Annotated in this window: 16 protein-coding genes; 10 read left to right on the forward strand and 6 right to left on the reverse strand. The window is 68.7% G+C overall.

The genetic code is table 11. The features are described 5' to 3' along the window. Window positions 1–97: 97 nt before the first annotated feature. The 4 genes from ACO2Q1_RS09800 (at window position 98) to ACO2Q1_RS09815 (ending at window position 3,409) form a co-directional block, all read left to right on the forward strand. Window positions 98–1,156 carry a tetratricopeptide repeat protein gene (locus tag ACO2Q1_RS09800; protein ID WP_423329323.1) on the forward strand — a complete coding sequence of 353 codons (1,059 nt, stop codon included), beginning with the start codon at window positions 98–100 and terminating at the stop codon, window positions 1,154–1,156. Window positions 1,157–1,268: 112 nt separating this feature from the next. Continuing rightward, the gene (gatC, locus tag ACO2Q1_RS09805) at window positions 1,269–1,556 is read left to right on the forward strand and encodes an Asp-tRNA(Asn)/Glu-tRNA(Gln) amidotransferase subunit GatC (protein ID WP_423329324.1); all 288 of its coding nucleotides are present in this window, start codon (window positions 1,269–1,271) and stop codon (window positions 1,554–1,556) included. Window positions 1,557–1,704: 148 nt separating this feature from the next. Continuing rightward, complete coding sequence (gene gatA, locus ACO2Q1_RS09810; protein WP_423329325.1) at window positions 1,705–3,183, forward strand: Asp-tRNA(Asn)/Glu-tRNA(Gln) amidotransferase subunit GatA; 1,479 nt, start codon at window positions 1,705–1,707, stop codon at window positions 3,181–3,183. Window positions 3,184–3,187: 4 nt separating this feature from the next. Beyond that, window positions 3,188–3,409, forward strand: a complete 222-nt coding sequence (locus ACO2Q1_RS09815; RefSeq protein ID WP_423329326.1) for a hypothetical protein — start codon at window positions 3,188–3,190, stop codon at window positions 3,407–3,409. Between the two features lie 41 nt (window positions 3,410–3,450). On the opposite strand, the gene ACO2Q1_RS09820 is transcribed toward ACO2Q1_RS09815, so the two are convergent. Then, window positions 3,451–5,052: a leucyl aminopeptidase family protein gene (locus tag ACO2Q1_RS09820; protein WP_423329327.1), complete on the reverse strand. Its 1,602-nt coding sequence runs from the start codon at window positions 5,050–5,052 to the stop codon at window positions 3,451–3,453. 120 nt (window positions 5,053–5,172) lie between these two features. Between ACO2Q1_RS09820 and gatB the strand changes: the two genes are divergently transcribed. Next, a complete protein-coding gene (gatB, locus tag ACO2Q1_RS09825; RefSeq protein ID WP_423329328.1) occupies window positions 5,173–6,684 on the forward strand; it encodes an Asp-tRNA(Asn)/Glu-tRNA(Gln) amidotransferase subunit GatB in 1,512 nt (503 codons plus the stop codon). Between the two features lie 15 nt (window positions 6,685–6,699). Here gatB and ACO2Q1_RS09830 read toward each other — a convergent pair whose 3' ends face one another. The 3 genes from ACO2Q1_RS09830 to ACO2Q1_RS09840 are packed head-to-tail and all read right to left on the reverse strand — an operon-like array spanning window position 6,700 to window position 12,231. Further along, window positions 6,700–10,047 carry an error-prone DNA polymerase gene (locus ACO2Q1_RS09830; RefSeq protein ID WP_423329329.1) on the reverse strand — a complete coding sequence of 1,116 codons (3,348 nt, stop codon included), beginning with the start codon at window positions 10,045–10,047 and terminating at the stop codon, window positions 6,700–6,702. Beyond that, window positions 10,044–11,597, reverse strand: coding sequence for a Y-family DNA polymerase (locus ACO2Q1_RS09835; protein ID WP_423329330.1), 1,554 nt, complete (start codon window positions 11,595–11,597; stop codon window positions 10,044–10,046). The genes ACO2Q1_RS09830 and ACO2Q1_RS09835 overlap by 4 nt, the downstream gene beginning before the upstream one ends. Continuing rightward, window positions 11,509–12,231 carry an ImuA family protein gene (locus ACO2Q1_RS09840; protein ID WP_423329331.1) on the reverse strand — a complete coding sequence of 241 codons (723 nt, stop codon included), beginning with the start codon at window positions 12,229–12,231 and terminating at the stop codon, window positions 11,509–11,511. The genes ACO2Q1_RS09835 and ACO2Q1_RS09840 overlap by 89 nt, the downstream gene beginning before the upstream one ends. Window positions 12,232–12,463: 232 nt before the next feature. On the opposite strand from ACO2Q1_RS09840, the gene pyk reads away from it, so the two are divergent. Genes pyk through ACO2Q1_RS09855 form a run of 3 tightly spaced genes read left to right on the forward strand, consistent with a single transcriptional unit; the run spans window position 12,464 to window position 15,283 of the window. Beyond that, the gene (gene pyk / locus ACO2Q1_RS09845; protein ID WP_423329332.1) at window positions 12,464–13,900 is read left to right on the forward strand and encodes a pyruvate kinase; all 1,437 of its coding nucleotides are present in this window, start codon (window positions 12,464–12,466) and stop codon (window positions 13,898–13,900) included. 48 nt (window positions 13,901–13,948) lie between these two features. Then, window positions 13,949–14,977, forward strand: coding sequence for a DNA adenine methylase (locus tag ACO2Q1_RS09850; protein ID WP_423329333.1), 1,029 nt, complete (start codon window positions 13,949–13,951; stop codon window positions 14,975–14,977). A 51-nt stretch (window positions 14,978–15,028) separates the two neighbouring features. After that, entirely contained in the window at window positions 15,029–15,283 is a 255-nt protein-coding gene (locus ACO2Q1_RS09855) for a hypothetical protein (protein ID WP_423329334.1), read from the forward strand. A gap of 30 nt (window positions 15,284–15,313) precedes the next feature. Here ACO2Q1_RS09855 and ACO2Q1_RS09860 read toward each other — a convergent pair whose 3' ends face one another. Beyond that, the gene (locus ACO2Q1_RS09860) at window positions 15,314–16,396 is read right to left on the reverse strand and encodes a 5-(carboxyamino)imidazole ribonucleotide synthase (protein ID WP_423329335.1); all 1,083 of its coding nucleotides are present in this window, start codon (window positions 16,394–16,396) and stop codon (window positions 15,314–15,316) included. Beyond that, the gene (gene purE, locus ACO2Q1_RS09865; RefSeq protein WP_423329336.1) at window positions 16,397–16,885 is read right to left on the reverse strand and encodes a 5-(carboxyamino)imidazole ribonucleotide mutase; all 489 of its coding nucleotides are present in this window, start codon (window positions 16,883–16,885) and stop codon (window positions 16,397–16,399) included. It abuts the gene before it with no gap. Window positions 16,886–17,016: 131 nt separating this feature from the next. Between purE and ACO2Q1_RS09870 the strand changes: the two genes are divergently transcribed. Next, the gene (locus ACO2Q1_RS09870) at window positions 17,017–17,622 is read left to right on the forward strand and encodes a GGDEF domain-containing protein (RefSeq protein ID WP_423329337.1); all 606 of its coding nucleotides are present in this window, start codon (window positions 17,017–17,019) and stop codon (window positions 17,620–17,622) included. A 114-nt stretch (window positions 17,623–17,736) separates the two neighbouring features. Next, entirely contained in the window at window positions 17,737–19,137 is a 1,401-nt protein-coding gene (locus ACO2Q1_RS09875; protein ID WP_423329338.1) for a pyridoxal-phosphate dependent enzyme, read from the forward strand. Window positions 19,138–19,140: the final 3 nt, after the last annotated feature.

Below are 19,140 nucleotides of genomic sequence, written 5' to 3' on the forward strand. Positions count from 1 at the left end.
TGACGCGCGTTAGAACGAAACGGCGACGAATGCGAACGCTTTGACCTTTCGCCGACGGCGTCGTCAGTTTTCGACGTCCTCGGGGAGAGGCAAGAGCGTGTATCGTGACGAGATGAAATCCGGTCTGGTCATCGCACTCTCCATCGGGGCTCTGGTCGCCTCGGCTTCCGGCGGCAGCGCGCAGACAAAGCCGGCGTCGGAGGCGCGGAGCGGGAGCAGCGTCGGCGGGGTGCAGGCCGCCAATCCGTTCTCGGTTCCCCCGGCGGTGCGTCGCCTGGCGCCGGACGAAATCGAACAGGCCATGACCGCCTATCGCCAGGCGCAGACGCTGACCGAGGCCGGAGCATTCGCGGAGGCGGAAGCCCTGTATCGGCTCGCCGCAGGGATATTCATCGACAGCTATGGGGCCGATCATCCGATCACACTGGAGATCCTCGGGCCGCTGATCGGCAATCTGATGACCCAGGGAAAGGCAGAAGAGGCTGCGGAAATGCAGGAGCGGGCCCTGGGCGGCCTGTCCGCCTTCTATGGCGCGGACAGCGAGCAGGCGGTCACGGCGCGGCGTCGCCTGGCCATGGCCTATCTGCGCACCGAGACCCCGATACGCGCCGAGCCGGTGATCCGGCGGTTGATCGAGGCTCAGGCCGACGATCCGCAGTGGACGGCGATCAATTTCATCACCCTGGGTCAGATGCTGAACACGGCGAACCGTCCTCAGGAGGCGGAGCAGGCGCTTCGCCAGGCCCTGTCATTGATCGACGGCGGAAAGGTCGAGCCGCGTCTGGCGCCGTCGGCACGGGCGCAGCTGGCGGACAGCCTGAAGCTGCAGCGCCGCTTCGACGAGGCCGGCGTGGAGTTGCGCCGCGCGATCGAGGAACGAGGCTTCGGCCCGGGCGGAGCGGAGGCGGGGAACGTCTTCGCCGTGGACTGGTACGTCACCCTGGCTGACATTCTGGACAGCGGTGGTCGGGGTGCGTCCGAAGAGTCCTTGTCGGTATGGCGAGAAGCCGGACGTCGCGCGGCGGCGCGTCAGGCGCGGGTGGCTGATCGGTCACGGCGGCGCGAACAGGCCGGGTTCGCTCATGTATTCCAGACCTTGGTGGCGCGGGCCTGGGCGAGGGCCGAGGCTGACCGCTCGGCGGCGGACGGCGCATAGCCGAGCTCCGGCTTTCTGATCGCCTTGTGAAATCGGGACGGCGCCGTTACTCAACGCCGCCTGTTCGCCCGTGTTAGGGTGACGCCTCACACAGAGATCATCGGAGGGCCGAATGGCCATCGACGCCGAGACGGTGCGCAAGGTCGCGCACCTCGCCCGCATCAAGACCCCGGAAGATCGCCTGGCGCCGTTGGCCCAGGAACTGACCGGCATCCTGGCCTGGATCGAGCAGCTTGATGAAGTGGATATCGAGGGAGTCGAGCCGATGACGTCGAACGTCAGCCAGCCCTTGCGTCTGCGCGACGACGTCGTGTCGGACGGAGACAGGGTCGAGGCGGTGCTGTCGAACGCGCCGAAGGCGGCTGAAGGGTTCTATGTCGTGCCGAAGGTGGTCGAATAGTCAATCTCCTTTCCGTCATCCTCGGGCTTGTCCCGAGGACCCATGGCGGGTTCAGATGACGGCTGCGGATTTTGAGCTGCGGTGCGCGCGGCGGAATGGGCCCTCGGGACAAGCCCGAGGGTGACGGATTTTTGGATTTGGCTACGGAATGTCTGATCTCACCAAACTCACCCTAAAAGCCGCCGTTGACGGCCTCAAATCCAAGTCCTTCAGCTCGGCCGAGATCACCCGCGCCTTCCTGTCCAACATCGAGGCCGCCAATCCGACCCTGAACGCCTATGTCGAGGTGACGGCGGACAAGGCGATGGACATGGCCGCGGCCGCCGATGCGCGCCTGGCCAAGGGCGAGGGCGGGGTGCTGGAGGGCGCGCCGCTGGGCATCAAGGATCTGTTCTGCACCGAGGGCGTGCAGACGACGGCCGGGTCGAACATGCTGCGCGGCTTTGTGCCGCCCTATGAATCGACGGTCACCGCCAACCTGTGGCGTGACGGGGCGGTGATGCTGGGCAAGCTGAACATGGACGAGTTCGCCATGGGCTCGTCGAACGAAACCTCGGCCTTTGGTCCGGTGGTCAATCCCTGGAAATCGAAGGGTTCGAACGCCGACCTGACGCCGGGCGGCAGCTCGGGCGGTTCGGCGTCTGCGGTGGCCGGCGACCTTTGCCTGGCCGCGACCGCGTCCGACACCGGCGGTTCGATCCGTCAGCCGGCGGCCTTCACCGGCACGGTCGGGATCAAGCCGACCTATGGCCGCGCCAGCCGGTTCGGCATGGTCGCCTTCGCCAGTTCCCTGGATCAGGCCGGACCGATCGCGAAGACGGTCGAGGATGCGGCCCTGCTGCTGAACTCCATGTGTTCGTTCGATGCGAAGGATTCCACCAGCCTGGACGTCGAGACGCCGGACTGGACCCAGTCGGTCGGCCAGTCGGTCAAGGGCCTGCGCATCGGCGTGCCGCGCGAATATGTCGTGGACGGCATGCCCGCCGAAATTCAGGCGCTGTGGGATCAGGGCGTGGCCTGGCTGAGGGACGCGGGCTGCGAGATCGTGCCGATCAGCCTGCCGCACACCAAATACGCCCTGCCGGCCTACTACATCGTGGCCCCGGCCGAGGCCTCGTCGAACCTGGCCCGCTATGACGGCATGCGGTTCGGACATCGGGCCGAGAGCGCGGCCAATCTGACGGACCTCTATGAGACCAGCCGGGCCGATGGCTTCGGCAAGGAGGTCCAGCGCCGTCTGACCATCGGCGCCTATGTGCTGTCGGCCGGCTTCTACGACGCCTTCTATGTGAAGGCGCTGAAGGTGCGCCGCCGCATCGCCGAGGACTTCGACAATGTCTGGGACCGGGTCGACGCCATCCTGACGCCCTCGACGCCGTCGGCGGCCTTCGCCCTGGGCGACAAGCAGATCGATCCGGTGAAAATGTACCTGAACGACGTCTTCACGGTGACGACCAACCTCGCGGGACTGCCGGGCATTTCAGTGCCGGCGGGCCTGGACGCCGGCGGCCTGCCGCTGGGCCTGCAGGTGATCGGCAAGGCGCTGGACGAGGCGACCGTATTCCGGGTCGCCGGGGCGCTGGAGAAGGCCGCAGGGTTCACCGGCAAGGCCGAGAAGTGGTGGTGACGGCGTGATCCGTATCGCCGCGATCCTGATCTGTATCGCGGCGAGCGGCATGCTCTTGCTCATCCCTGCATTCGTCCTGACGTTCGCTCATCTCTTGCCCGGCGAGATCATCGTCATCAGCCCGCTCGGTTATGCGTTGTTGGCGGTGTCAGCTGTGTTGGGTCTGGCGCTGTTGTGGGCGGCCTGGAAAGTCTTTCGCACGCCACAGCGAGGTCAGCTGGATTGAAGGCGTAGGGGCCGCCGGGCGAACCGGCGGCCCTTTTCGCATCAGCGACCGCCGTCGGCCGCGCCCTTTTCGATCGGCGTCCAGTCGCGCACGAACTGTTCCAGCAGGCGCACGCTGAAGCCGGCCGAACCGTCGGGTTTCCAGTCATTCGGGCCGCCATAGGCCATGTTGGCGATGTCCAGGTGAGCCCAGGGGATGTCGCGGCTCAGGAACTCGCCGATGAACCAGGCGCCGGATCCTGCGCCCGCTCCGCCGGCGCCCGAGTTCTTGATGTCGGCGATGGTCGACGACGTGTCCTGGGCGTAGCTGGGGTGCAGGGGCAGGCGCCACAGGCCCTCGCCGGTCGCGGCCGAGGCGGCAGTCAACTGATCCGCCAGGGCGTCGTGGCGGCTGAACAGCCCTGCATAGTCGTCGCCCAGCGCCCCGCCGACCGCTCCGGTCAGGGTGGCGACATCCACGACCGCCGCCGGGTTCAGGTTGCGCTCGGTCCAGACCAGGGCGTCCGACAGGACCAGCCGCCCCTCCGCGTCGGTCGAGATGATCTCGACCGTCTTGCCGTTCATGGCGGTCAGGACGTCGCTGGGCCGGATGGCGCCGCCGTCCGGCATGTTCTCGACCAGGGCGGCGACCGCCACGACGTTCACCGGGGCGCCGGATTTGGCCAGGGCCAGGGTCGCGCCGACGACGGAGGCGGCGCCTGACATGTCCATCTTCATATTGCCCATGCCGGCGCCGGGCTTAATGGAGATGCCGCCGGTGTCGAAGGTGATCCCCTTGCCGACAAGGGCGATCGGGCCGCCGTCGGGCGCGCCGCGCCCCTGATAGCGGACCACAAGAAGGCGCGGCGGGCGCGCCGATCCCCGGCCGGCGCCGAGCAGAACGCCCATGCCGAGCCTCTGCATGGCGGGGACGTCCAGCACCTCGATGGTCACGCCGGGCAGGTCGCGGAAGGCGGCCCGGGCGCGTTCGACGAAGACTTCGGGATAGACGATGTTGGCGGGCTCGTTCGAGATGTCGCGGGTCCAGGTCATGGCCTCGACCAGACCGGCGCCGCGCGCACGATAGGCGGCCTCGGCGGCCTGGGCCTGAGGCGTGACGATGGTCAGGCCGCCCGGCGCCTCAGCCGAGCGGGCCGAGGCCTGGTGCAGGTTGGAGCGATAGTGGCCGATGCCCATTCCGGTCGCGAGACCGGCCGCCTGTTCGGCGGACAGGGCGGGCGCCATGACCGTGGCCGGGCCCTTGTCCGACATCACGGCGCGGCCGGCGACGGCGCCGCTCCACTGGACGTCCGCCGGTCCGGCCTCGGACCCCAGGCCGAGGATCAGGATGCGGTCCCAGGCGCCGATCCCGCGCAGGCTGAGGCTCTGGCGCGCACCGTATCTGAAGGCCGCCGAGCCGAGGGCGCGACGCACGGCGTCGATTTCGGCCAGGCCGGTCAGGGCGTCGAGGTCAGCCTCGCTGCGCAGCGGGAGGATGAGCGTGCCCTCGGCGGCGCCAGGCTGGACGGCGAAGGCGACCGCGCGCTGGGTCGGGGCGGCGGCGACGCCCGGTGCGGCGGGCTGGGCGATCGCGACGGCGGGCATGCCAGCGGCGAGGGCGAGGACGGAGGCGGCGACGGCCAGCCGGCGACGGGCGAAGAACATGGAGAACAGCCTTGTGAACAGCGAAGCCGCCACTATGGAATGCGCGCGCGCCACGGAGAATGCGGCGATATGCGCAGGTGGGGTCTCCCGCTTGGGCCAGACAGCGGTTATGGGAACCGAATGACCGATACGACCACGACGACCGAAACCTCCAAACTGATCCAGGGCCGCACGGGCGCCTGGGAAATCGTCATGGGGCTGGAGATTCACGCCCAGGTGGCGTCGAACGCCAAGCTGTTCTCCGGGGCGGCCGTGGGTTTCGGTGCGGCGCCGAACAGCCAGGTGTCGCTGGTGGATGCGGGATTTCCCGGCATGTTGCCGACGCTGAACAAGCGCTGTGTCGAACAGGCGGTGAAGACGGGCCTCGGCCTCAACGCGAAGATCAACGCCTTCAGCCAGTTCGACCGGAAGAACTACTTCTATCCCGACCTGCCGACCGGCTATCAGATCAGCCAGCTGTATCACCCCATCGTCGGCGAGGGCGTGATCGAGGTGGAGGGCGAGGACGGCGAGTTCTTCAACGTCGGCATCGAGCGGCTGCATCTGGAGCAGGACGCGGGCAAGCTGATCCACGACCTGTCGCCGACCGAATCCTATGTCGACCTGAACCGGGCGGGCACGGCCCTGATGGAGATCGTCTCCAAGCCGGACCTGCGCACGCCGGACGAGGCGGTCGCCTATGTGAAGAAGATCCGCACCATCCTGATCTACCTCGGCACCTGCGACGGGGACATGGAGAAGGGCAATCTGCGCGCCGATGTGAACGTGTCGGTCTGTCGTGAGGGCGGGTACGCGAAGTTCAAGGCGACCGGCGACTTCAGCCACCTGGGCACGCGCTGCGAAATCAAGAACGTCAACAGCTTCCGCTTCATTTCTCAGGCGATCAACTACGAGGCGCGGCGCCAGATCGAGATCCTGGAGGACGGCGGAAAGATCGTTCAGGAGACCCGTCTGTACGATCCGAACCGGAACGAGACGCGGTCGATGCGGTCGAAGGAAGAGGCGCAGGATTATCGCTATTTCCCGGACCCGGACCTTCTGCCGCTGCAGCTGGAACAGGCGTGGATCGAAGAGATCAAGGCCGGCCTGCCGGAACTTCCCGACGCCAAGCGCAAGCGTCTGATGGCCGAATACGGGCTGTCGCAGTACGACGCCATCGTCCTGATCTCGGATCAGGCCAAGGCCGACTATTTCGAGGAGGCCGCGAAAGGTCGCGACGCCAAGCTGGTGGCCAACTGGGTGACCAATGAGGTCTCGGCCCGTCTGACGGCGGCGAACATGGAGTTCAGCCAGAACCCGCTGCCCGCCGCCTACATCGCCGAACTGGTCGAGCTGATCGAGACCAATGTCATCTCCTCGAAGATCGCCAAGGAGGTGTTCGATCACGTCTGGAACGGCGAAGGTTCGCCGGCGGAGGTGGTCGAGAAGCGCGGCCTGAAACAGGTCACCGACACCGGGGCGATCGAGAAGGCGGTGGACGAGATCATCGCCGCCAATCCGGACAAGGCGGCGGCCGTGGTCGAGAAGCCCCAGGCCATCGGCTGGTTCGTCGGTCAGGTCATGAAGGCGACCGGCGGCAAGGCCAATCCGGCGGCGGTCAACGACATCCTGAAGGCCAAGCTGGGACTCTGACGTCCGGTTCGGCGCTCAGTGGAAGTCCCGAGAGCCGGGCAGGATCTTCAGGTTTCGGGGGTGCTGGGGGCGGATGAATTCGTCGGCGCCCGACAGCTGGACGACGGGTTCGTGGGCGTCGGACAGGCGATTGAGTTCGGCGGTGCGGTCCCACAGGCGCTGGGCCATGAGATGGACGACGCCCTCGGGGCTGCGTTCCGCCACGCCTTCGATCTCGAGCAGGCGGGCCGCCATGACGATGCGGCGGTGGGCCTCGAAGGTAGGAATCCACAGGACGGCGTTGGTGACGCCCGTCTCATCCTCCATCGTGATGAAGACGGCATTGCCCTTGCCCGGCCGCTGGCGCACCAGCACGATCCCGGCCGTCCGGGCGCGTGAGCCGGAATATTTCATCGCCTGGACTTCGGCGCAGGTCCGCAGTCCCTCGGCGGCGAAGGCGGGGCGCAGGATCGCCATGGGGTGCGACTTCAACGACAGGCGCGTGGTCTGGTAGTCGGCGGCGACGTGTTCGCCCAGGGCCATGAGGGGCAGGCGGGCGTCGGGCTCCTCGCCCAGTTCCCTGGCGTCGGCGGCGGCGAACAGCGGCAGGGCGTCGTCGTCGGGCAGACGACGTACGGCCCACAGGGCCTCGCGCCGGTCCAGGCCCATCGAACGAAATGCATCGGCGTCGGCCAGTTTGCGTAGCGCCGCGACCGGCAGGCGGGCGCGGCGCATCAGGCCCTCGATCGTGTCGAACGGCCGGATGCGGGCCAGGACCAGATCGTCGGCCCAGGCCTCGCGGAAGCCGTCGATCTGACGAAACCCCAGACGCAGGGCAGGACGGCGCACGGCAGGACGGCCGTCGGCCGTGTCGTCCTCGAGGGTATTGTCCCAATGCGACCGGGCGACGTCGATGGGGCGGACCTCGACGTCGTGTTCCTGGGCGTCGCGCACGATCTGGGCCGGGGCGTAGAACCCCATCGGCTGGCTGTTCAACAGGGCGCAGGCGAAGGCCGCCGGATGCCGGCATTTGATGTAGCTGGAGACATAGACCAGCCGCGCGAAACTGGCGGCGTGGCTTTCGGGAAAGCCATAGGAGCCGAAGCCCTTGATCTGGTCGAAGCAGCGCCGGGCGAAGTCGGGATCATAGCCGCGCGCGATCATCCGCCCGACCATCCGGTCCTCATAGGTGTGCAGGGTGCCGTCGCCCCGGAAGGTGCCCATGGCCTTGCGCAGACCGTTGGCCTCCTTGTCCGAGAACTCGGCGGCGACCATGGCGACCTTCATCGCCTGTTCCTGGAACAGGGGCACGCCCAGGGTGCGGTCCAGCACCTTTTTCAGTTCGTCGGGATCATGGGGTGGGGCCGGGCTGGCGTAGAGCACCGCCTCTTGCCCGTTTCGTCGCCGCAGATAGGGATGGACCATGTCGCCCTGGATCGGACCCGGCCGGACGATGGCGACCTGGATCACCAGATCGTAGAACCGGCGCGGCTTCAGCCGGGGCAGCATGTTGATCTGGGCGCGGCTCTCGACCTGGAAGACGCCGATGGAGTCGCCCTTGCAGAGCATGTCGTAGACGTCAGCCTGTTCGGCGGGGACCGAGGCGAGGTCGTGGCTGACGCCCTCGTGGGCGGCCATCAGGTCGAACGCCTTGCGGATGCAGGTCAGCATGCCCAGGGCCAGGATATCGACCTTCATCAGCCCCAGTTCATCGATGTCGTCCTTGTCCCACTCGATGAAGGTGCGGTCGGCCATGGCGGCGTTGCCGATGGGGACCAGCTCGTCCAGACGCCCGCGCGTCAGGACGAAGCCGCCGACATGTTGTGACAGGTGTCGCGGAAAGCCGAGAAGGCGCTCGGCCATGTCCACGGTGCGGCGGATCTCGGGATTGTCCGCCTGCATCCCGGCCTGGGCGATGTCGCGGTCGGGGATGGAGGCGCCGTAGCTGCCCCACTGGCCGGCGGCGAGGCGGGCGGTGACATCCTCGGACAGGCCCATGGCCTTGCCGACCTCGCGGATGGCGCTGCGGGGACGGTAGCGGATGACGGTGGCGGCGATGCCGGCGCGGTCGCGACCGTAGCGATCGTAGATGTGCTGGATGATCTCCTCGCGCCGCTCGTGCTCGAAGTCGACGTCGATGTCCGGGGGCTCGTTGCGGTCGGCCGACATGAACCGCTCGAACAACAGTTCGTTGTGGGCGGGATCGACGCTGGTGATGCCCAGGACATAGCAGATGGCGGAATTGGCCGCCGAGCCGCGGCCCTGGCACAGGATGCGCTTGTCCTCGGCGACGCGGACGATGTCGTGGATGGTCAGGAAATAGGGCGCCAGGTCGCGCTGGGCGACATAGGCGAACTCCTTGGCCAGGGTCTCGATCACCTTGTCGGGCGCGCCGTCGGGATAGACGCGGTCCAGACGCTCATGGACCAGGGCCTCCAGATGGCTCTGGGGGGTACGGCCGGGGGGAATGGGCTCCAGCGGATAGACATATCTCAGCTGGTCCAGGTCGAAGATGGGACGGCGCAGGAACTCCAGGGTTTCGGCGACGGCCTCGGGCGCGTCGGCGAACAGGCGGAGCATCTCTTCGGGCGGCTTGATCCAGCGTTCGCCGTTGGCGGCCAGGCGGCGACCGGCCTGGTCGAGGGTCACGCCCTCGCGGATGCACGTCAGGACGTCCTGAAGGTCCCGCTGGATCGGATCGTGATACAGGGCGTCGTTGACGGCCAGCAGAGGGACGTCGGCCGCCAGGGCCGCCGCCTTCATCCGCGCCAGCCGTCGGCGGTCGTCGCCGCGCCGGTGCAGGGCGGCGCCCAGCCACACCGCGCCCGGTCGGGCCTCCTTCAGGCGGTTGAGAAGATGGGGCGTGGCCTCGGAGAGCCTTTCGGGCAGGGCGATCAGCAGCAGGCCCTCGGGCGCGGCCAGCAGGTCCGGCAGGCGCAGGCGACACTCGCCCTTTCGCCCGCGCCGGTTCCCGACGGTCAGCAGTCGCGTCAGGCGGCCCCAGCCTTCGCGGTCCTCGGGATAGGCGACGATGTCGGGCGTTCCGTCCTCGAAGGCCAGCCGCGCCCCGGTCAGCAGGCGAAAGGGCCGGGCCAGGTCGCGAACCGCCTGGACGTCCAGTCCGGCCGACATCGGATCCTCGATCCAGCCGATCTCTCCGGGCGACCCTCCCTCGCGCTGGGCGTCGGGCGGGGCCCAGCCGTTCTCGCGCAGGGAGCGAAGGGCGCTCCAGGCGCGCACCACCCCGGCCACGGTGTTGCGGTCGCAGAGGCCCAGACCGGCGTGACCGCGCAGGACGGCGGTTAGGACCTGCCATTTCGGATGAGACGCCCCGTGCAGGAAGGAGAAGTTGCTGGCGCAGACCAGTTCCGCATACCCCGTCATGCGAACAGGCCGTGCAGATACCAGCGCGGCGGCGGATCGCCCCCGAAATGGCCGGCGCGAAACAGCCAGAAGCGCCGGCCCTGGTCGTCCTCGACCCGATAGTAGTCGCGCACCCGCTCGCGTCGCCGCCACCATTCGCCCTCGATCCGCTCAGGCCCCTCGGCGCGGACAATGCGGTGCCGGACGCGGCGCCAGTGGAACATGGCGGGCGGACTGTCGGGCGCCAGGGCGAGGGCCTCGACCGGCTGGGGCGGATCGAACAGATGCAGGGGGCGTGTCGGCGGGGCGCCGGGTTCCGGTTCAAGCCAGTCAACCTCGGCCGGACTATTTCCTCCCTTGGAGGCCGAGACCCAGGTTTCGGCGCGTTCAGGCAGATGGGAGCCTAAAGGCCGCGCCGCGGCGACCGCCTCGGGCCCAAGCCGCGCGGTCAGCCGGTCGATCAGCTGGTCAAAATCGGCCAGCGGGCGAGGCGGGGCGTCCAGATCGGGCTGTTCCGCCGCGAGGGGGCGCAGCGCGCGGGCCTCGATCCGCAACTGATCGAAGCCGAAGCCGGGATCAAGCGGGGCGGACAGGGCCGCCAGCCGCTCGCGGAACAGGCGAAACAGACCGGCGGCGTCACGCAGCGGCGAGCGAACGCCCAGACCGATCCGTCGGCGCGCCCCATCGACGCGATAGACGGTCAGGATGAACAGCCGAGCGCCCAGGCCGCGGGTCTCCAGGGCCTGCTGCGTCTCTTCCAGCAGGTCGGCGATGACCGCCTGGACGGGGTCCGTATCCAGAAGGGGTTCGGCCAGGATGCGATCGGCGAGGATCGGCGGTGCGGGGCGGACCGGGGTGATGCGGGCGTCCGCCAGGCCCAGGATCAGATCCAGCCTGTGTGGAAAACCGGCGCCGAAACGGGCGGCGAGGGGCGCCCTGGGGCGATCATCGAGATCGCCGAGCGTTTTCAGCCCGGCCCGTCGCAAGGCCAGGGCGTCGGCGGGGTTCAGCTCCAGGGCGGCGATGGGCAGGGGGCGGACGGCCTCGCGATCCCGGCCCTCGGGGACGACGCCGCCGGCCCCGAAACGGGCCAGGGCGCGGGCCGTCTGGGGCGTGCGGGCGAGGGCCAGACGCACGTCCAGACCCGCCTGATCCGCCAGGGTGCGCGCCGCCGTGATCAGGCCGGGCTCGCCGCCGAACAGATGGGCGCAGCCGGTCACGTCCAGCATGAGGCCGTCGGGCAGGTCGCGGGCGACCATGGGCGAGAAGCGGCCGAACGCCTGGACCGCCTGAACCAGCAGGGCGGCGTCGGCCTCGGCGTCGTGAGGCACGGCGTCCAGTTCCGGCGCACGGGCGCGGGCGTCGGCCAGGGACATGCCGGGCGACAGGCCGAGGGAGAGGGCGGCGCGAGACACGGCCGCCAGCCGCATGGCGCCCCGATCCTTTTCGACCAGGACGACGGGGCCTTCGCCTGTCTCGGTCTCAGGCCGCGCGCGCGCCAGCCGGTCGGCCGACAGGAAGGGAAACCAGATCGCCAGGTGCCTGCGGTTCGACGAATGACCGCTGTTCACGATCCCACTCCATGATCCATTCCCGAGGACGAAATCCGCCCCGGCTGCGCGTCAGGGCGACATGAAAGGCCGGGCGGCCCGGGGCCCTGTCGTCGCCGACGGTTTCCAGCCGCGTCGAGGGGGCGGGGTGAACACGCCATCGGGTTTCGGCGGCGCTGGGGCGCGGCTGGGCGGCGGCCCGGGCCAGAACGGCGACGGTTGCTCCCTCGGAGGCCGAAAGCGACAGGCGGCGGCTGGCGGTCAGGTCATGGGCGCGATGTTCGCCCCAGCCGCTCATGACCACTACGCCGGCCGCCCCGCTGCGCAGGGTCTCCTCCGCCGCCGCCAGCAGGGCAGGGGCGTCCCGGACGCGCACCAGGAGAACGTCGGCGGGGGCCAGTCCCCAGGCCTTCAGTCCTGTCGCATAGGGAGACCCGGCTTCGGTCCGGCGACGACTTTCCACGATCCAGACCAGAGGGCGTGTCGAGGCCCGCAGGGCCAGGGCCAGGGCGAAGCCGTCGGCCGCCGCAGCGTCTGCGGCCGAGGCGGCGTAAACCTCGTGCAGAGCGTACCGTTTCAACTCCGGCGAGCCCGGCATGCCCAGGTCGAATCCGACCTGGTCGCACGACCTGGAGGAGGACGGCGACTGTCGCACGCACAGGCTTCTGAGGTCGGGGGCTGGGGACGGCATGGCGCTTAATGTTCATGATATGTTCTCATATGCCGCTCCCGACCCCCCTGGAGTCAAGAGGGCGGGCGGACTTCGTTACAGGGACTCACATCTGGTTTCGTTTGGGGGACCGCTCTTACGATCCCGGCGTTTCATTGGCAGAAGCGGTCTGGGGAAACGCGTCGGCCGACGGCCGGGCAGAGAGATGGGACAGGTCATGAAACGTGACAGGCGCGCGCGCATCGTGGCGACCCTGGGACCGGCGAGCCGGGCGCCGGGCACGGTGAAGGCTCTGGCCCAGGCGGGGGTGGACGTCTTCCGGCTCAACTTCAGCCACGGTTCGCATGACGATCACGAGGCCGCGCTGAAGGCGGTGCGCGGGGCGGAGATCGCCCTGCAACGGCCGCTGGGCGTGCTGGCCGACCTGCAGGGGCCGAAGCTGCGTCTGGGACGGTTCAAGGACGTCGAGATCGAGGTCAAGCCGGGCCACAGGATGCGGTTCGACCTGGACCCCACGCCCGGCGACGAAACGCGGGTGCAGATGCCGCATCCGGAAATCTTCAAGGCCCTGCGCGAGGGCATGCTGCTGTTGCTGGACGACGGCCGGGTGCGGCTGCGGGTCGGCGAGCGCACGGACGAGTGGTGCGACGTCACGGTCGAAAGCGGCTCGAAACTTTCAGACCGCAAGGGCGTGGCCGTGCCCGAGGCGATCATCCCGGTGTCGGCCCTGACGCCCAAGGACCGCGAGGACCTGAACTTCGCCCTGCGCCTGGGCGTGGACTGGGTGGCGCTGAGCTTCGTCCAGAAGGCCGAGGACATGGCCGAGCTGAAGCAGATCGTGAAAGGCCGCGCCGCCTGTCTGGCCAAGATCGAGAAGCCTCAGGCCATGGCCGATCTGGAGAGCATTCTCGACTACTGCGACGGGGTCATGGTGGCGCGCGGCGACCTGGGAGTGGAGATGCCCGCCGAAGAGGTTCCGGTCGCCCAGAAGAAGATCATCCGCGCCGCCCGCCAGCGCGGCGTGCCGGTCATCGTCGCCACCCAGATGCTGGAATCCATGACCTCTGCGCCCGCCCCGACGCGGGCCGAGGCCTCGGACGTGGCCAATGCGGTCTATGAGGGGGCGGACGCCCTGATGCTGTCGGCCGAGACGGCCTCGGGCGCCTATCCGATGGAGGCCGTCGGCATCATGAACCGGATCATGGAGCGGGTCGAAGGCGACCCCCTGTGGCCGGGCCTGATGGACGCCGAACATGCCGGGATGGACGACATCGACGCCGACGCCCTGGTCGCGGCGGCGCGCAAGGCCGCCGAAGCGCAGTCGACGGCCTGTGTCGTGGTCTTCACCACCCTGGGCGGCACGGCGCGGCGGATGTCGCGCGAGCGGCCTCTGAAGCCCATCCTGGCCCTGACGCCCAAACCCGAGACGGCGCGGCGCCTGGCCCTGGTCTGGGGGCTGGAGACGCGGCTGGGCAAGGAGCCCGCCTCGCTGGAAGACGTCACCGAGGACGCCCTGTCGTCGGCGGTTCAGTACGAGATGGCCGAGCCGGGGCAGCGCGTGCTGATCCTGGCCGGGACGCCTTTCGGCGCGCCGGGGGCGGCCAATCTGCTGCGCCTGGCTCATGTGCCGACGAAGGGCCGCGCGCGGAAATAGCGGCGGCCCCTGCAAACCGGTTAGGCTGTGCGGAGAATCAGGCTCCGCATGATCAAATATCTCGGCTCGAAGCGCGCTCTTCTGGATCCCATCAAAGCCGCCGTCGGCCTTCTGCTGCCGGAGGGCGGCCGTGTCTGCGACCTGTTTTCCGGCACATCCCGGGTCGGACATGCGCTGAAGGCGGAGGGGTATTCGGTGTGGTCCAACGACCTGAACGCCTACGCCCATGTCCTGGCGACCTGTTATGTCCAGGCGGATGCGGAGCGGTGGGCGGCGTCGGCCGAGCGCGTTCTGGCTGAACTGCGCGACGTTCGACCGGACGCCGGATGGTTCACCCGGGCCTTCTGCGAGGACGCCCGCTACTTCCACCCGGACAACGGCGCACGGATCGACGCCGTTCGCGAGCGGATCGAGGCGATGGACCTCGAGCCGGAACTGAAGGCCATCGTTCTGGTCAGTCTGATGGAGGCGGCGGACCGGGTGGATTCCACCGCCGGGGTCCAGATGGCCTATATGAAGCAGTGGGCGGCGAGGGCGCTGAAGCCGCTGGAGTTGCGGCTGCCGGCCCTGCTGCCGGGTGAAGGTCGGGCGACACGGGCGGATGCGGTGGAGATCGCGGGGGAGGTCGAGGCCGATCTGGTCTATCTGGACCCGCCGTACAACCAGCATTCCTACCTGGGCAACTACCACGTCTGGGAAAGCCTGACCCTGTGGGACAAGCCCGAGACCTATGGCGTGGCGAACAAGCGGGTGGACGTCAGGACGCGCAAGAGCGCCTTCAATTCACGTCCCGGCATCGGACCGGCGCTGGAGGCGGTGATCGAACGGGTCAGGGCGCCGAACCTGGTCGTCAGCTTCAATGACGAGGGCTATCTGGCCCGGGCGGAGCTGGAGCGGATGCTGTCGGCGCGCGGGCCGGTCCAGGTGATCGAGATCGGCCATCCGCGCTATGTCGGTGCGCGGATCGGCATTCATAATCCGAAGGGCGAAAAGGTGGGGACCGTCGGGCGGCTGAGGAACGTCGAGTATCTGTTCCTGGTCGGGGAGCGGGCCGGAGCCCTCAAGGCCGCAGCCTGAACGACGGAGCCCACCGGGGAACGGCGCCGGGGCAAAGGTCGTTAATCGGCCATGACCAGTCTGCCGCTACACGCCACGTCGTCGAACCCCGAGTTCGCGCCGCTTCGCCGGGCGCCGGCTCCGGCCTATTGGAACGAGGTTCCACCGCATCCCTTCGTGCGAGGGTCCGCTGCAACGCCGATCGTTGATGCGCCGATGCCGGCGCAGCCGCTCACGGATGTGGAGACCCGCTGGCTGATCGCGGTCGGCGGCGGCGTGATGTCGGCGATCCTCGGCGCCCTGTGCGGGGCCGCCCTGTCGCTGTGAATCTGCCGAACTGAACGACGCCGTCGGGCGTCAGAGCGCGCCCAGCACGCGGTTGACGTGGGCCATCTTGCGGCCCGGGCGAGCTTCGGCCTTTCCGTACAGATGCACGCGGACGGCGGGATCTGCGGCGAGCGCCGCCCACTGATCGACCTCGTCGCCCAGCAGGTTGCTCATCTCGATGCGGGCATGGGCGTCGGTGGGGCCGAGCGGCCAGCCCACCACGGCGCGGACATGCTGTTCGAACTGGTCGCAGACGCAGCCGTCCTGGGTCCAGTGGCCGGTGTTGTGCACCCGCGGCGCAATCTCGTTCACCAGCAGGGCGCCGTCGGCCATTTCGAACAGTTCGACGCCGATGACGCCGACATAGTCGAGGCCCCCAAGAATGGATCGGGCGATCTGCTCGGCGCGGCGCTGGGTCGTGGTCGGGACCTCCGCCGGAGCCAGGGTGGTGCGCAGGACGCCGCCCGCATGGTGGTTCTCGCCGAGGGGGTAGACGGCGACCGCGCCGTCCCGGCCGCGCGCCGCGATGACCGAAAGCTCGCGTACGAAGTCGGCGGCCGCCTCAAGTATGGCCGGACGGCCGCCAAGGGCGGAGAAGGCGGATTCGGCGTCTTCGGGTGAGCGGATCCAGACCTGTCCCTTGCCGTCGTAGCCGTCGCGACGCGTCTTCAGCAGGGCGGGCAGGCCGAGCGCGTCGATCGCCGCGGTCAGTTCGGCGAGGGTCGCGACGGGCGCGAAGGCGACGGTCGGAGCCTCGGCGCCGTTGAGAAAGGACTTCTCGGCGACGCGGTCCTGGGCCGTGGCCAGGGCCAGAGGGCCGGGAGCGACGCGGGCGCCGGCCGCCTCCAGTCGTTCGACCGAGGCGGCGGGGACGTTCTCGAACTCGAAGGTCACGACATCGCAGGCCCGGCCGAGTTCGGAGAGAGCCTCTGGATCGTCATAGGCGGCGATGATCTGGCGCGCCGACACGCGACCGGCCGGGCTGTCAGGTTCGGGGTCGAGGATGATGACGTCGAAGCCGAGGCGGGACGCGGCCTGGCTGAGCATACGGCCCAGCTGACCGCCGCCGAGTACGCCGATGGTGGAGCCGGGAGGCAAGGAAGAGGCCGTCACTCAGTCCTCGACCGTTTCTGCAACGCTGTCGGTCTGGGCGTCGCGCCAGGCCGTCAGCCGGTCGGTCAGGACGGCGTCGGACAAGGCCAGGATCTGGGCCGCCAGCAGGCCGGCGTTCTTGGCCCCCGCCTCGCCGATGGCCAGGGTGGCGACGGGGACGCCGCCGGGCATCTGGACGATGGACAGCAGGGAATCGAGGCCTTTCAGCGCCTTGGACTGGACCGGGACGCCGAGCACCGGCAGTTCGGTCATGGACGCAGCCATGCCCGGCAGATGGGCAGCGCCGCCGGCGCCGGCGATGATGACCTTGAAGCCGGCCGCTCGTGCGCCCGAGGCGAAGTCGAACAGGCGTTTCGGTGTGCGATGGGCGGAGACGACGCGTGCGTCCCAGGCCACGCCCAGGGCGTCCAGGGCGTCAGCGGCATGCTTCATCGTCGGCCAGTCCGAACGGCTGCCCATGATGATCGCGACTGGAGGCGTCGTCGCCATGCGAGGCTCCTTTGAAAGCCCGTCCCATCGGGAAAGCGGCCGGTTACAGCACCCGCGTTGCGCCCGCAACCGACGGCGTTAGCATAAGGGGGCCCCGGCGCGGTTTTCGGGGCGATTCCCCGGAGTCCTTCGTGATCGACGCGGCCGCAGATCCGCCAACGGACGCCCCCGCGAACGCGACGGGCGATGAGGCGGCGCTGCGGGCCGAGGTGGAGCGGCTGCGCGCCGAGGTGGCGGCGCTGCAGGCACGGGCCGAAGCCGCCGAGGCGGCGGCCGAGCACGACGTTCTGACGCCGACGCTGAATCGCCGGGGCTTTGTAGCGGCGATCAATCGCACCATGGCCTGGTGTGCGCGATATGGGTCGCCGGCGGTGCTGGTCTATCTGGACATGGACCGCTTCAAGTCGATCAATGACCGGCTGGGCCATGCGGCGGGAGACGCCGCCCTGATCGCCGTGGGGCGTTTGCTGGCGGCCAATGTGCGCGAATCGGACGCGGTCGGCCGCCTGGGCGGCGACGAGTTCGCCCTGCTGCTGCTGAACGCCGGGGTGGAGGAGGGGCGGGACAAGGCGCGCCGGCTGGCCGAGGCGCTGGAGGTCGAAGGGTTTGTCTGGGACGATCAAACGGTGGCGCTGGGCGGATCGTTCGGCGTGCGCGCCTGGAGCGGCCACACCGACGCCGACGTCTGGCTGGCCGAGGCCGACGCCGCGATGTGGGTGAGAAAGAAAGCCCGCTGACCCGGCGGAATCGTGGTCGCGGCGGCAGGATCTTGCGCGACTTGACCTCGCCCGACGCTGCGACCAGCCTCCGCCCACGCCCGGCCTGAAGGGCGACCCCGCCAGGACCTCGACATGACCGCCGCCTCGCCCGCCTTGCCCCGACCCAGCCGCTCGGCCCTGGACCTGATCGGCCGGACGCCGGTCGTGGAGGTGACCCGCATCGACACCGGGCCATGCCGCCTGTTCCTGAAGCTGGAGAGCCAGAACCCCGGCGGATCGATCAAGGACCGGATCGCGCTGGAGATGATCGAGGTCGCCGAACGCGAGGGCTGGCTGAAGCCGGGCGGGACGATCGTGGAGGCTACGGCCGGGAACACCGGACTGGCGCTGACCCTGGTCGGAAAGCAGAAGGGTTACAACATCCTGCTGGTCATTCCGGACAAGATGTCGAAGGAGAAGATCCAGCACCTGCGGGCCATGGGCGCGGATGTGCGGCTGACGCGATCGGACGTGCCGCATGGTCACCCCGAATACTACACCGACATGGCCGAGCGTCTGGCGCAGCAGATTCCCGGCGGCTTCTACGTCAACCAGTTCGCCAATGACGCCAATGCGGCGGCGCACTTCAAGACCACTGGACCGGAGCTGTGGGCGCAGCTGGACGGCCAGATCGACGCCTATGTCGCCGGCATCGGCTCTGGCGGCACCATCACGGGCGTGGCCCAGTATCTGAAGAGTGTCGGCTCGGAGGCGCAGATCATCCTGGCCGACCCGGTCGGCTCGACCCTGGCGGGCATCGTCAATGACGGTGTTCCTGGGCCCGAGGGCGGATACACCGTCGAGGGTATCGGCCAGAACTTCGTGCCGGATACGGCCGACATGAGCCTGATCGACCGGGCGATCTCGATTGCGGATGCGGAGGCCATCGCGACGGCGCGCGAGCTGTTGCTCAAGGAGGGCATTCTGGCCGGGTCGTCGTCGGGCACCCTGATCGCGGCGGCCTTGCGCTGGTGCCGGGAACAGACCGAGCCGAAGCGGGTGGTGACCTTCGTTTGCGACACCGGCGCGAAATATCTGTCCAAGGTCTACAACGACGCCTGGCTGGCGGATCAGGGGCTGACCGAGCGCGAACTGCATGGCGACCTGTCGGACCTGATCACGCGCAAGTACAGCGACGGCGGCGTCATCTCGATCGGGCCGGAGGATACGCTGGACACAGCCTTCAAGCGGATGCGCGGCGCCGATGTGTCGCAACTGCCGGTGATCCAGGACGGCCGACTGGTCGGCATCCTGGATGAGAGCGACATTGTCCACATCATGAACACCGACGAGATCACGCGGAAGGAACGCTTCGCCAAGCCGGTGTCCTCGGCCATGACCCGCGATCTGGATACGGTTCAGGTCAAGGAGCCGCTGGACGCCCTGATCCCTCTGTTCGACCGGGATCGTGTGGCCATCGTGCTGGACGGCGAGCAGTTCGTCGGTCTGATCGCGCGCAGCGACCTGATCAACCACCTCAGCCTGAACCGTTAAGTC

This window comes from Brevundimonas sp. VNH65, from assembly GCF_049445955.1.
Lineage (GTDB): Bacteria > Pseudomonadota > Alphaproteobacteria > Caulobacterales > Caulobacteraceae > Brevundimonas.